Below are 12,569 nucleotides of genomic sequence, written 5' to 3'. Positions count from 1 at the left end.
GCACCCGCAGGCACCGCACGCCCCCGGACGTGCGAAGGGCCCGCACCCCGTGGGTGCGGGCCCTTCGACAGAAGAACGTCGCTTGTGGTGGTCGCGCGATTCAGGCCGTGACGCGGACCATGTCGGCCTGCGGACCCTTCTGACCCTGCGAGATCTCGAACTCGACCCGCTGACCCTCTTCCAGCGAGCGGTAGCCGTCCATCTGGATCGCGCTGTAGTGGACGAAGACGTCCGCACCACCGTCGACCGCGATGAAGCCGTACCCCTTCTCCGCGTTGAACCACTTGACGGTGCCCTGAGCCATGCCTAACTCCCCTATTACTGGCCCTTGCACAGATCCACACTTCGCGGACCCGGGTCAGACCTCACCCCCGCTGGCGGGAGTGTGCGCCGGAACGCGTCGACCGCGGCTGAATGTATCTGTCCGACTGCCGTCTGCAACAGGTCAATCGGACGAGAATTCTGGACGGACGGAGTCCGGAAAGTGGCGAGAATTCGCCTGAATTCGGGGCAAGTCGGGCCCCACAAATGGCGCAAAAGCCGCGGAAAACCGGCGCACTTTGGCTGCTTCTCATCGACCGTGCGGCAGGAATCCAGGGCTCCCGAGGAGTGGATCAGGAGCGGCTTCCCCAACTGTACCGCGCTCAATCACGCAGAATGGCCCCCTCCGTTTCTCTTACGGAAGGGGCCGCGCGCTCTACGGTCCGTGACGGCCGTTACCGAAGGTAATTAACGGCCGGTAATGATCGCCGCCGCGATCGCCGGAATATCAGCCTCCGGCGACCGCCGGAATGATGGAGACGCCGGCCCCGTCGGGGGTGGCGGTCTGGAGACCCTGCTCGAAGCGGACGTCGTCGTCGTTGACGTAGACGTTGACGAAACGGCGCAGCCGGCCCTGGTCGTCGAGCACCCGGGCGGAGATGCCCGTGTGGTTCTTCTCCAGGTCGGTGATGACCTCCCCGAGGGTCTGCCCCTCGGCGCTCACCTCGGCCCGGCCGCCGGTGTAGGTGCGCAGGATGGTGGGGATGCGAACGGTCACGCTCATGCGAGGCCAGCCTCTCGGAAGGAGTCGAGGTTCGGGCGGATGGTGGCGGTGAGGCCGGTGCCGGCCACCGCGTCGAGGGTCTTGAGGCCGTCGCCGGTGTTGAGCACGACCGTGGTGAGCGCGGGGTCCAGGACGCCGTCCTCGATCAGCTTCCGCGTCACGCCGACCGTCACGCCGCCCGCCGTCTCCGCGAAGATGCCCTCGGTCCGGGCGAGCAGCTTGATGGCGTCCACCACCTGCTCGTCGGTGACGTCCTCCACGGCGCCGCCGGTGCGCCGTGCGATGTCCAGCACGTACGGGCCGTCCGCCGGGTTGCCGATGGCCAGGGACTTGGCGATGGTGTCCGGCTTCTGCGGGCGCACGACGTCGTGACCGGCCTTGAAGGCGGTCGACACCGGCGAGCAGCCCGCGGCCTGGGCGCCGAAGATCCGGTACGGCCGGTCCTCCACCAGGCCCAGCCCGATCAGCTCGCGCAGCCCCTTGTCGATCTTGGTGAGTTGGGAGCCGGAGGCGATCGGGACCACGATCTGGTCCGGCAGCCGCCAGCCGAGCTGCTCGCAGATCTCGTACGCCAGGGTCTTGGAGCCCTCGGCGTAGTACGGCCGCAGGTTGACGTTGACGAAGCCCCAGCCCTCGCCGGCCGGGTCGCCGATCAGCTCGGAGCAGAAGCGGTTCACGTCGTCGTAGTTGCCCTCGATGCCGACGAGTTCGCCGCCGTAGACCGCGGCCATGACGACCTTGCCCTGCTCCAGGTCGTGCGGGATGAACACGCAGGAGCGGAAGCCGGCCCGGGCGGCCGCGGCGCCCACCGCACCGGCCAGGTTGCCGGTGGAGGAGCAGGACAGGGTGGTGAAGCCGAAGGCGCGGGCGGCCTCCAGCGCCTGGGCGACCACGCGGTCCTTGAAGGAGTGCGTCGGGTTGCCGGAGTCGTCCTTGACGTACAGGCCGCCGGTCACGCCGAGCTCGCGCGCCAGGTTGTCGGCCCTGACCAGCGGGGTCCAGCCCGGGTTGAGGTTCGGCTTGTCCGCCACGTCGGCCGGGACGGGCAGCAGCGGCGCGTAGCGCCAGATGTTCGCGGGGCCCGCCTCGATCCGCTTGCGGAGCTCCTCGGCGTCGTACGCCGAGAAGTCGTAGGCGATCTCCAGCGGGCCGAAACACTCCTCGCACGCGAAGACCGGGCCGAGCGGCACCCGGTGGCCGCACTCGCGGCAGCTCAGGGCGGCGGCGGGGCCGAGGTCCACGGGGGAGTCGGTGCGGGGTGCGACAGTCTGCACAGCCATGTGAGGCGAGGCCCTTTCTCCTCATCTTCCTCACGACGCATCTCGCCGTGAGACGGATTTGGCACCTTCCCTAGCCGGGAGCCTCGCGGGGGCGGACCTGCCGTGCGCGTGCACAGCAGCCGTCACGAGAACCGGCTGGAGGGTTGCCGGGGCTTCATCGGGCCGTGTCCCTCTGCCCCTCTGGATGAGCGGTATGCGGTTGTGGGCGGCGGGGCGACCCCCGACATGCGATGGTCATCCGCCTTGTTCAAGACTGTAACCGAAGGCCAGGAGAGTTGAGATAGTCGTCCGAACCGCGAGACGCGGGCGCAGGTGACCGCGCCCCGGCCGCGATCCGAGTACCAGTGAGGAGCCGCCGACGTGCTGGAAGAAGTCGAGCGCTGGCTGAGGACACGCTCCTGGTCCGTGTCCGATCGCCCGCTGCACCGCGTCCTGGCCGCCAAGCGCGCGAGCGGCACGACGGTCAGCGTGGTGCTGCCCGCGCTGAACGAGGAGGAGACGGTCGGCGACATAGTCGCCGTGATCCGCCACGACCTGGTGCAGCAGGCACCGCTGGTCGACGAGATCGTCGTCGTCGACTCCGGCTCCACCGACCGCACCTCCGAGGTGGCCGCGGCCGCGGGGGCCCGCGTCGTCCACCGCGACGCGATCCTGCCGCGCCTTCCGTCGGTGCCCGGCAAGGGCGAGGTGCTGTGGCGGTCCCTGCTCGCCACCGAGGGGGACGTCGTCTGCTTCGTCGACGCCGACCTGAAGGAGTTCTCCTCGGACTTCGTCACCGGGATCGTCGGCCCGCTGCTCACCGACCCGTCGATCCAGCTGGTCAAGGCGATGTACGACCGGCCGCTGACCGTCCCCGGCGCGACGGCCGCCGGCCAGGGCGGCCGGGTCACCGAGCTGATGGCGCGTCCGCTGCTCAACATGCACTGGCCGCAGCTGGCCGGCTTCGTGCAGCCGCTCGGCGGCGAGTACGCGGCCCGCCGCTCGCTGCTGGAGCAGCTGCCCTTCCCGGTCGGCTACGGGGTCGAGCTCGGCATGCTGGTCGACGCGCTGCACCTGGTCGGCCTGGACGCGCTCGCCCAGGTCGACGTGGGGGTGCGCCGGCACCGCCACCAGGACGGGCAGGCCCTCGGCCGGATGGCCGCCGCGATCTACCGGACCGCGCAGCTGCGGCTGGCCCGCGGGCACCTGGTGCGGCCCGCGCTCACCCAGTTCGAGCGGGGCGCGGACGGCTTCGAGCCGCGGACGTACTCGGTGGACACCGAGGAGCGGCCGCCCATGATCGAGACACCCGAGTACGCGGCCCGGAAAGTGGCCTGAAACGCCGTCCCGCCCGGTACCTCCCGGCTACGAAGCGGAACCGTACGTTTGAGTGTTTCGGGGGCGGGCTAGGTTCAGGCGTATGGCTTCTACGCACGGTGCCGAGGTGCTGGTCGCGTCCAATCGCGGCCCCGTTTCGTACGAACTGCGCGAGGACGGCTCGCTGCACTCCCGCCGCGGAGGCGGAGGGCTGGTGTCCGGACTGTCGGCGATCGGCCCGGACGCGGGCGCGGTCTGGGTGTGCGCCGCGCTGGGCGACGCCGACCGGGAGGCGGCCCGCCGCTTCGAGGGCGACCGCAGGCTGCCCGCCGACGCGACCGGCGGCCAGCAGGTCCGCATGCTCGACATCGGGGCGGAGGTCTTCCACGACGCGTACAACGGCATCGCCAACTCGGTGCTGTGGTTCGTCCACCACATGCTGTACCAGACGCCTCTGGAGCCGGTCTTCGACGCGGAGTTCCGCCGCCGGTGGGCGTCCTACGAGGCGTACAACCGGGCCTTCGCCCAGGCGCTGGCGGAGGAGGCCGCCGAGGGAGCGGCCGTGGTGGTGCAGGACTACCACCTGACGCTGGTCCCGGGCATGCTGCGCGACCTCCGCCCGGACGTGCGGATCGGCCATTTCTCGCACACGCCGTGGGCGCCGGTGGACTACTTCCGGATGCTGCCCGACGACGTCGCCGAGCAGGTGCTGCGCGGGATGCTGGGCGCCGACCGGCTGGGCTTCCTGACCCGGCGGTGGGCGGACGCCTTCACCGCGTGCTGCGAGGAGGTCACCGGCGGCCTCGGCGGCACCCGGGTCGGGGTGCACGGGCTGGGCGCCGACGCCGACTTCCTGCGCGAGCGGGCGCACCGCGACGACGTCGGGGAGCGGATGGCGGCGCTGCGCGAGGAGATCGGCACCGCCCCCGACGGCGGCCCGCGCCGCACGATCGTCCGGGTGGACCGCACCGAGCTGTCAAAAAACATCGTGCGGGGCCTGCTGGCGTACCGGCAGCTGCTGGAGGACCACCCCGAATGGCGGGAGCGGGTCGCGCACGTCGCCTTCGCCTACCCCTCCCGGCAGGACCTCGCCGTCTACCGCGACTACACCGCCGAGGTGGAGCGGGTGGCGGCGGAGATCAACGAGCGGTACGGGACGCCCGGCTGGACGCCGGTCGTGCTGCACGTCAGGGACGACTTCGCGCGCTCGCTCGCCGCGTACCGCCTCGCCGACGTGGCCCTGGTCAACCCGATCCGGGACGGCATGAACCTGGTCGCCAAGGAGGTGCCGATCCTCTCCGACGGCGGATGCGCGCTGGTGCTGTCCCGGGAGGCCGGCGCGTACGCGGAGCTCGGCGAGGACGCGCTCGTGGTCAACCCCTACGACGTGACCGGCACCGCCCGCGCCCTCCACGAGGCGCTGACCATGCCGGACCACGAGCGGGCCGAGCGCTGCAAGCGCCTGACCGCCGCGGCGACCGCCCTCCCTCCGACCCGCTGGTTCCTGGACCAGCTGTCCGCCCTCCGCGACGAGCCCGCAGCGGGCTGAACCCGGCCCGGGCGAGCCCCGGCCGACAGGGCCGCACGCCGCCTGCCCGGCCGGGTGACGACGGGCGCCGTCGGGACCGGCAGGCGGCGCCACGGGCACCGTGGCGACGGACGTGTGGCGGGCGCCGTCGGGACCGGCAGACGGCGGGCGCCGTCGGGACGGGCAGGCGGCGGCACGGGCACCGTGGGGACGGACGTGCGGCGGGTGTGACGTCAGGACGGGCAGGCGGCGCCACGGGCACCGTGGCGACGGACGTGCGGCGGGCGCCGTCGGGACCGGCAGGCGGCGGGCGCCGTCAGGACCGGCAGGCGGCGGGCGCCGTCGGGACGGGCGGGCGGTGGGCGCCGTCAGGAGAGGTGGGCGGCCAGGGTCGCCAAGAGGTCGACCACTCCGGCGGGGCCGTCCACCACCAGGTCGGCGCGCTCGGCGAGTTCCGTGACCTCGGTGCTGCCGCTGCACACCAGCAGGCCCGGCACGCCGTCCGAGCGGAGCTCCTCCACCGCGGCGAAGGCCGGCAGGTCGCCCAGGTCGTCACCGGCGTAGAGGACCGCGGTGGCGCCCGACTCGCGGACGTGGTCGAGGAGTGCGACGCCCTTGTCCATGCCCGGCGGGCGCAGCTCCAGCACCAGGCGGCCCGGTTCGACGATCAGGCCGTGGCGGGCGGCGAGGTCGGTGAGCGGCCCGCGGAGCTGCTCGAACGCGGCCTGCGGGTCGTCCGCGCGGCGGGTGTGGACGGCGACCGCCCGGCCCTTCTCCTCGATCCAGGTGCCGTGCCGGGCGCCGATCCCGTCGAGCAGCGCGGGCAGCTCGGCGCGCACGGCGGCGACCCCGGGGTGGGGGTCGGGGGCGGTGAGGGTCCCGGTGGCGGCGTCCCAGCGCTCGGCGCCGTAGTGGCCGAGGACGACCAGGTGGTCCAGGCCGGGGGCGTCCGCGAAGCCGCCGTGGTGCACGGCGACCTCGGCCGGGCGGCCGGTGACCACCGCGACCGCGGCCACCTCGGGGGCGAGGGCGGCGAGCGCGGGCACCGCGTCGGGGTGGGCGCGGGCCGCGTCCGGGTCGGGGACGATCGGGGCGAGGGTGCCGTCGAAGTCGAGCGCGATCACCGCGCTCCGCGGCCGCGCGAGGATCGCGGCGAGTCCGTCCCGGCCGGCCCGGGTGACCGGCTCCGGCAGGGCCGGACGGGGGGTGGTGGAGTCCGTGTCGTGGCTGCCCATACCGCGAACCTATCCAGCGGGTGCCCGGCGCACTCCTCCGGCGCGCACCCCTGCGGCCGGCGCCGCCCGGCCGGGCCTCAGCGCTCGGCGCGCCGGGCGTCCCGCACCCGGCGGAGCCGGTTGACCGTCACCGGGTCGTGGGCGAGGGCGCGGGTGTCGTCCAGGAGGGCGTTGAGCAGCTGGTAGTAGCGCACCGGGGACAGGCCGAGCTCCTCGCGGATCGCGCGCTCCTTCGCGCCGGGGCCGGCGAAGCCCCGGCGCTCCAGCGCGAGGACGTCCCGCGCCTGGCGTCCGAGCTCCCGCCGCCCGGCCTGCCCGTCCCCGGCGGCCGGCGCGGCCTCCGTGTCCTGGGGGCGGGGCCCGTCCTGCGTGTCCCGCGCGTCCTGTCCGTCCTGCGTACCGGCCATACGGGCACCGTAGCCCCCGCCGCCGACAGCGGTGCGGGCGGACGGGCCCGTCACGGCGCCGCCGGCGACGGGCGGCCGCGGCCGCCTACCGCGCCGCGCTCTCCGCCGTGGACGCCGTGGCCTGGAGCTGGCCGAGGACCGCCGAGGGGCTGCCGCCGGGGGCGACGGCCTGGCCGATCTGCTTCTTCACGTCCGCGCTGACCTGGGCCCAGGAGGTGTTGCCCACCGGGTAGAGCTGCGCGAGCGGCAGCTCGTCCAGGAAGGGACGCAGGGCCTTGTCCTGCGCGGACGAGGTCATCGCGTCGGAGGCGGAGCTGGTGACCGGCAGCAGGTCGTACTCGCGGGAGAAGTCCAGGACGTTCTTGCGGTCGTAGACGAAGTCGAGGAAGTCGCCGATCTGGTCCCGGTGGCCGTTCTGCTTGAAGGCCATCATCCAGTCGGCGACGCCCATGGTGGCCTTGGCCCGGCCGTTGCGGCCGGGCATCGGCACCATGCCGAACTTCACGCCCTTCTTCGCGGCCTGCTGCATCAGCGTCGGGTGGCCGTTGAGCATGCCGACCTTGCCGTCGGCGAAGGCGGCGAAGGCGTCCGCGCGGTTGAGGTGCCCGGGGGCGACCGGCCCGGTCAGGCCCTTGCCGACCAGGTCGTCGCGCAGCCAGTCGAAGGTCTGGACGTTCTGCGGGGAGTCGATCGTGTAGGTGCCGATGTCGTCGGTGTAGCCGGAGCCGCCGCTGAGCAGCCACTGCATGGTCTCGGCCTGCGCCTCCTCCGGGCCGAGCGGCAGTGCGTAGGGGTACTTCACGCCCTTCGCCTTCAGCGCCGCGGCGTCGGCGGCGAGCTCGGACCACGTGGTGGGCGGGGTGAGCCCGGCCCCGGCGAAGAGGGTCTTGTTGTAGAAGAGGACGCGGGTGGAGGCCGCGAAGGGGATGCCGTACTGGACGTGGCGCAGCTCACCGGCGTCGGCGAGCTGCCCGACCAGGTCGGCCTGGACGGGGATGGAGAGGACGTCGTCGGCGCTGTAGAGCTTCCCCCGGGCCGCGTAGTCGGCGTAGGCGCCGACCTGCGCCATGTCCGGGGCGTGGCCGGCGGCGACCATCGCCTGGACCTTGCTGTCGACGTCGGTCCACGGGTAGACGCTGACCTCGACCTTCACGCCCGGGTGCTTGGCCTCGTAGTCCTTGACCAGGGCGTCCCAGTACTTCTTCGAGCTGTTGGCCGGGGAGTCGCCGTAGTCGGCGGCGACCAGTCTGAGGGTGACGTCGGAGGAGCCGGTGCTCCCGCAGCCGCCGAGGACCGCTGTCAGGCCCAGGGCGGACACCGCCGCGATCGTTCCAGTCCTCGCCCGCTGCACCGCTAACCGCCCCAAACCACTGCCGGCCGTGCGAGCGGAGTGCGCACAGAAACGGAACCTGTGCCCCCACACGGCGAAACTTTCGAATCGTCAGCCACAAGGTCTACACCACGCGAGTGGACTAGACCTCTTCCGGGTCGACGGGTCACACTGTCCCTCGTGGAACACGTCATCGCCCTCGATGTGGGCGGCACCGGCATGAAGGCCGCACTGGTCGCGGCCGACGGCCGTCTGCTGCACCGGGCCCGCCGGGCGACCGGCCGCGAACGCGGGCCCGACGCCGTCGTCGCGGGCATCCTCGACTTCGCCGCCGCCCTGCACGCCTGGGGGGCGGAGCACCTCGGCCGTCCCGCGGCCGCCGCCGGCGTGGCCGTCCCCGGCATCGTCGACGAGGAGAAGGGCGTCGCCGTCTACGCCGCCAACCTCGGCTGGCGCGACGTCCCGCTGCGCGCCCTGCTCGCCGAGCGGCTGGGCGGTGCGCCCGTGGCCCTCGGCCACGACGTGCGCACCGGCGGCCTGGCCGAGGGGCGGATCGGGGCGGGCCGGGGCACCGACCGGTTCCTCTTCGTCCCGCTCGGCACCGGGATCGCCGGCGCCATCGGCATCGACGGCCGGGTGGAGGCGGGTGCGCACGGCTTCGCCGGCGAGATCGGCCACATCGTGGTCCGCCCCGGCGGCACCCCCTGTCCGTGCGGTCAGCGCGGCTGCCTGGAGAGGTACGCCTCCGCCTCCGCGGTCGGCCAGGCGTGGGCCGCCGCGTCCGGGGAGCCGGAGGCGGACGCGGGGGGCTGCGCCGCGGCCGTACGCGCGGGCGACCCGCGGGCGCGCACGGTGTGGCAGGAGGCGGTGGACGCGCTCGCCGACGGGCTGGTCACCGCCCTCACCCTGCTGGACCCGCGCACGCTGATCATCGGCGGCGGGCTCGCCGAGGCGGGGGACACCCTGTTCACGCCGCTGCGGGAGGCCGTCGCACGGCGCGTGACCTTCCAGCAGCAGCCGGATGTCGTCCCCGCGGCGCTGGGGGACGCCGCGGGCTGCCTGGGCGCGGGACTGCTCGCCCGGGATCTCCTCAGCACGTCCCCTACTCCCCCGGAGGTAACCGCCTGATGGCCCCACGCAAGGTTCTCGCCGGCGCCCGGGTGGTCCTGCCCACCGGGATCGCCCACGGCGGCCGGGTCGCGGTCGAGGGACCGCGGATCGCCGCGGCCGGCCCCGCGCCCGCGGACCCCGGCACGCCCGGTACGACGGACACCCCCGCCGGCCCGGTCCTCGACGTCTCCGGCCACTGGCTGGTCCCCGGCTTCGTCGACCTGCACAACCACGGCGGCGGCGGCGCGTCCTTCACCTCCGGGACCGTCGACGAGGTCCTGCACGGCATCCGCACCCACCGGCGGCACGGCACCACCACCACGGTCGCCTCCACCGTCACCGGCGAGATGGACCTCCTCGTGCGGCGGGCCGGGATGCTGTCCGAACTGGCCGAGCAGGGCGATCTCGCCGGGATCCACTTCGAGGGCCCCTTCATCTCGCCGTGCCGCAAGGGCGCGCACTCCGAGGCACTGCTGCGCGACCCCGACCCGGCGGCGGTGCGCAAACTGGTCGAGGCGGCGCGCGGCCACGCCCGGATGATGACCCTGGCCGCCGAACTCCCCGGCGGCCTCGACTCCGTGCGGCTGCTCGCCGACCACGGGGTGATCGCGGCGATCGGGCACACCGACGCCACCTACGAGCAGACGGTGGAGGCGATCGACGCGGGCGCGACGGTGGCCACCCACCTGTTCAACGCCATGCCCGCGCTGGGCCATCGCGCGCCCGGCCCGATCGCGGCGCTGCTGGAGGACGAGCGGGTCACCGTCGAGCTGATCAACGACGGCACCCATCTGCACCCCGCCGCACTGGAGCTGGCGTTCCGTCACGCGGGCGCCGGGCGGGTCGCGTTCATCACCGACGCCATGGACGCGGCCGGCTTCGGCGACGGCCGCTATCTGCTCGGGCCGCTGGAGGTCGAGGTCCGCGAGGGTGTGGCCCGGCTGGTCGAGGGCGGATCCATCGCGGGCTCGACCCTCACCCTGGACCGGGCCTTCCGGCGGGCGGTGGCGGTCGACCGGCTGCCGGTGCCGGACGTGGTCGCGGCCCTGTCGGCCAACCCGGCGCGGCTGCTCGGCATCGACGACCGGGTCGGCTCGCTGGAGCCCGGCAAGGACGCCGACCTGGTGCTCCTGGACGACGACTTCGTGCTCAAGGGCGTGATGCGGCGCGGCGAATGGGTGGTCGATCCCCAACTGGGCTGATCCGTCCGGCCGTACGGCGGCGGTGGCCGGTCCGGGGACTGGGCCCGCCGCCGTACGTTTGGCATGATCGTGCCTCCGCACCGTCGCGCACCAGGCGCATTCACCGGGGGAGGCCGGCCGACGTGATCCTCACGGTCACGCTGAACACCGCTCTCGACCTCACCTACCGGGTGCCGTCGCTGCGGCCGCACGCCTCGCACCGGGTGACCGAGGTGACCGAGCGGCCCGGCGGCAAGGGGCTGAACGTGGCCCGGGTGCTGGCCGCCCTCGGCCACGAGGTGACGGTCACCGGCTTCGCGGGCGGCGCCACCGGACACATGGTGCGCGACCGGCTCGCCGGGACGCCGGGCCTGGTGGACGCGCTGGTGCCGGTGGCCGGGTCGACCCGGCGGACGGTGGCGGTCGTGGACGGGCGCACCGGCGACACCACCCAGCTCAACGAACCCGGGCCGCTGGTCTCCCCCGCCGAGTGGTCGGCCCTCCAGGACGCCTACGTGGACCTGCTCGGCTCGGTGACGGCGGTGGCGCTGTGCGGCAGCCTGCCGCCGGGGGTGCCGGTGGGGGCGTACGCGGGGCTGGTGCGCTCGGCGCGCGCCGCGGGCGTGCCCGTCCTGCTGGACACCAGCGGGGAGCCGCTGCGCCGGGCCGTCGCGGCGCGCCCCGACATCATCAAGCCGAACGCCGACGAGCTGGCCGAACTGACCGGCGCGCACGAGCCGTTGCGCGCGACCCAGGACGCCCGGCGGCGCGGAGCCCGCGCGGTCGTGGCCTCGCTCGGCGCGGAGGGCCTGCTCGCGCACACGGCCGAGGGCCGCTGGCGCGCCGCCCCGCCGTCCCGGGTCCCGGGCAACCCCACCGGGGCCGGTGACGCGGCGGTCGCGGGCCTGCTCTCCGGCCTGGTGGAACGCCTTCCCTGGCCCGACCGCCTGACCCGAGCGGTGGCCCTGTCCACCGCAGCGGTCCACTCCCCCACGGCCGGCGACATCGACCCGGCCCTCTACACGGACCTGCTGGACCGGGTGACGGTGCGGGGGGAGACCACGGCGGCCTGAGCCCTGCCGCCGGGGAACGCGGAACGGCCACCGCGTCCGGGACGCGACGGCCGTGCGGCGGTCAGCCGGCCGGGTCCTTCGACACCCAGTCCTTGACCAGCCACAGCTGGTCCAGGTTGGCGTCGCACTGGTTGCCCGCCTCGCAGGAGATCTTGATGGTGTTGGTGCCCTTGTTGAGCTGGACCCAGTTGTACGTCTTGGTCCAGCCCTTCTCGTAGTCGCCCGCGGGAGCGTTCGCCCAGTTCTTGAGCTTCACTCCCGTGGTGGAGGGCGTGCCGTTGATCGTCAGGGTGGCGGAACCGTCCTTGCCGGGGACGTCGTAGCCGAGGAAGACGGTGTACTTCCCGTTGTCCGGGATGCCGTTGACCGTCCAGGTGACGGAGGCGCCGGGCTGGTTGAAGCCGCCGACGTACACCCCGCCGTCCGCCTTGGCGCCCTTGACGTCCGACGCCGTGGTCGCGCCGCCGCCCAGCAGCAGGGCCTTGGCGTCGATCTTCGGCAGCCGGCCGTCGTCCGCCACGCTGCTGGTGGCCGACGGGGTCGCGGCGGAGCTCGGGGAGGTGCCCGTGCCGCCGCCCGCGTCGTTCTTCTTGTCCTTGCCGTCGCCGCCGGACATCGCGATGCCGATGCCGACGACCACCGCGGCGACCACGGCGATGGCGCCGATCAGCAGGCCCTTGGTGTTGGGGCCGCGACCGCGGCCGCCGCCCTGCGGGGCCGACTGGCGGGAACCGGAGCCGCCGCCGCCCGGGAGGGTCTCCGGGGCGCCGTGGTGGGTGTTCTGCTGCCCGTAGGCGCCCGTCTGCGGCACCTGGCCGTAGGCCGCCGTCGCCTGCTGGCCGTACTGCCGCTGGCCGACCGCGCGGACCCGGTTGACCGAGTTCGGGTAGCCGTAGCCGCCGGACGGCGGCTGGGCGCCGTTGGCCTGGCCGTCCGCGTACAGGTAGCCGAACGGGTCGTCGTCCTCGGGCGTGCTCGCGCCGTTGTTGCCGGGCGTCATCCCTTGGTACTCCTCAACAGGTGCGGGTCGGATGCGGTGGGTGGTGTGAAGTGCGAGCCTACCCGCTCCACGGGACCCAAACGG

The 12,569-nt window shown here is 73.8% G+C and carries 12 protein-coding genes and 1 riboswitch; of the genes, 5 read left to right on the top strand and 7 right to left on the bottom strand.

Features of this window, described 5'->3' with window-relative positions; translation table 11 throughout:
* Positions 1-100 precede the first annotated feature (100 nt).
* The 3 genes from P3H78_RS17745 to thrC form a co-directional block, all read right to left on the bottom strand.
* Positions 101-304 carry a cold-shock protein gene (locus P3H78_RS17745; protein WP_009189266.1) on the bottom strand — a complete coding sequence of 68 codons (204 nt, stop codon included), beginning with the start codon at positions 302-304 and terminating at the stop codon, positions 101-103.
* Positions 305-769: 465 nt separating this feature from the next.
* Positions 770-1,045 (bottom strand): MoaD/ThiS family protein, encoded by a 276-nt coding sequence (locus P3H78_RS17740; RefSeq protein ID WP_276109980.1) that lies wholly within the window; start codon positions 1,043-1,045, stop codon positions 770-772.
* Positions 1,042-2,325: a threonine synthase gene (thrC, locus tag P3H78_RS17735; protein ID WP_276109979.1), complete on the bottom strand. Its 1,284-nt coding sequence runs from the start codon at positions 2,323-2,325 to the stop codon at positions 1,042-1,044. Before thrC ends, P3H78_RS17740 begins: the two co-directional genes overlap by 4 nt.
* Before the next feature lie 18 nt (positions 2,326-2,343).
* Positions 2,344-2,516: riboswitch (SAM riboswitch) on the bottom strand.
* 169 nt (positions 2,517-2,685) lie between these two features.
* On the opposite strand from thrC, the gene P3H78_RS17730 reads away from it, so the two are divergent.
* A complete protein-coding gene (locus P3H78_RS17730) occupies positions 2,686-3,642 on the top strand; it encodes a glucosyl-3-phosphoglycerate synthase (RefSeq protein ID WP_276109978.1) in 957 nt (318 codons plus the stop codon).
* Between the two features lie 82 nt (positions 3,643-3,724).
* Positions 3,725-5,170 (top strand): alpha,alpha-trehalose-phosphate synthase (UDP-forming), encoded by a 1,446-nt coding sequence (locus P3H78_RS17725; protein WP_276109977.1) that lies wholly within the window; start codon positions 3,725-3,727, stop codon positions 5,168-5,170.
* Between the two features lie 347 nt (positions 5,171-5,517).
* Here the strand turns inward: P3H78_RS17725 and otsB are convergent, their stop codons facing one another.
* From otsB to P3H78_RS17710, 3 genes are all read right to left on the bottom strand, one after another.
* The gene (otsB, locus tag P3H78_RS17720) at positions 5,518-6,384 is read right to left on the bottom strand and encodes a trehalose-phosphatase (protein ID WP_276109976.1); all 867 of its coding nucleotides are present in this window, start codon (positions 6,382-6,384) and stop codon (positions 5,518-5,520) included.
* 77 nt (positions 6,385-6,461) lie between these two features.
* Positions 6,462-6,791, bottom strand: coding sequence for a DUF3263 domain-containing protein (locus tag P3H78_RS33550; protein ID WP_438827985.1), 330 nt, complete (start codon positions 6,789-6,791; stop codon positions 6,462-6,464).
* A gap of 85 nt (positions 6,792-6,876) precedes the next feature.
* Positions 6,877-8,142 carry an extracellular solute-binding protein gene (locus tag P3H78_RS17710; protein ID WP_498073047.1) on the bottom strand — a complete coding sequence of 422 codons (1,266 nt, stop codon included), beginning with the start codon at positions 8,140-8,142 and terminating at the stop codon, positions 6,877-6,879.
* A 159-nt stretch (positions 8,143-8,301) separates the two neighbouring features.
* Between P3H78_RS17710 and P3H78_RS17705 the strand changes: the two genes are divergently transcribed.
* The 3 genes from P3H78_RS17705 to P3H78_RS17695 all read left to right on the top strand — a co-directional run bounded on the left by P3H78_RS17705 (position 8,302) and on the right by P3H78_RS17695 (position 11,485).
* Complete coding sequence (locus tag P3H78_RS17705) at positions 8,302-9,249, top strand: ROK family protein (protein WP_276109974.1); 948 nt, start codon at positions 8,302-8,304, stop codon at positions 9,247-9,249.
* A complete protein-coding gene (gene nagA, locus P3H78_RS17700) occupies positions 9,249-10,433 on the top strand; it encodes an N-acetylglucosamine-6-phosphate deacetylase (protein ID WP_276109973.1) in 1,185 nt (394 codons plus the stop codon). The genes P3H78_RS17705 and nagA overlap by 1 nt, the downstream gene beginning before the upstream one ends.
* A 122-nt stretch (positions 10,434-10,555) precedes the next feature.
* Positions 10,556-11,485, top strand: coding sequence for a 1-phosphofructokinase family hexose kinase (locus P3H78_RS17695; RefSeq protein WP_276109972.1), 930 nt, complete (start codon positions 10,556-10,558; stop codon positions 11,483-11,485).
* Between the two features lie 61 nt (positions 11,486-11,546).
* Here P3H78_RS17695 and P3H78_RS17690 read toward each other — a convergent pair whose 3' ends face one another.
* Positions 11,547-12,485, bottom strand: coding sequence for a carbohydrate-binding protein (locus P3H78_RS17690; RefSeq protein ID WP_276109971.1), 939 nt, complete (start codon positions 12,483-12,485; stop codon positions 11,547-11,549).
* Positions 12,486-12,569: the final 84 nt, after the last annotated feature.

The organism is Streptomyces tropicalis, from assembly GCF_029269835.1.
Lineage (GTDB): Bacteria > Actinomycetota > Actinomycetes > Streptomycetales > Streptomycetaceae > Streptomyces > Streptomyces tropicalis.
This window is presented reverse-complemented; position numbering and strand designations above follow the sequence as displayed.

Bases quoted from the DNA above. Each gene is read 5' to 3' on its own strand.
- P3H78_RS17745 (WP_009189266.1), bottom strand. From the start codon at position 304: ATGGCTCAGGGCACCGTCAAGTGGTTCAACGCGGAGAAGGGGTACGGC.
- P3H78_RS17740 (WP_276109980.1), bottom strand. From the start codon at position 1,045: ATGAGCGTGACCGTTCGCATCCCCACCATCCTGCGCACCTACACCGGC.
- thrC (WP_276109979.1), bottom strand. From the start codon at position 2,325: ATGGCTGTGCAGACTGTCGCACCCCGCACCGACTCCCCCGTGGACCTC.
- P3H78_RS17725 (WP_276109977.1), top strand. From the start codon at position 3,725: ATGGCTTCTACGCACGGTGCCGAGGTGCTGGTCGCGTCCAATCGCGGC.
- otsB (WP_276109976.1), bottom strand. From the start codon at position 6,384: ATGGGCAGCCACGACACGGACTCCACCACCCCCCGTCCGGCCCTGCCG.
- P3H78_RS33550 (WP_438827985.1), bottom strand. From the start codon at position 6,791: ATGGCCGGTACGCAGGACGGACAGGACGCGCGGGACACGCAGGACGGG.
- nagA (WP_276109973.1), top strand. From the start codon at position 9,249: ATGGCCCCACGCAAGGTTCTCGCCGGCGCCCGGGTGGTCCTGCCCACC.
- P3H78_RS17690 (WP_276109971.1), bottom strand. From the start codon at position 12,485: ATGACGCCCGGCAACAACGGCGCGAGCACGCCCGAGGACGACGACCCG.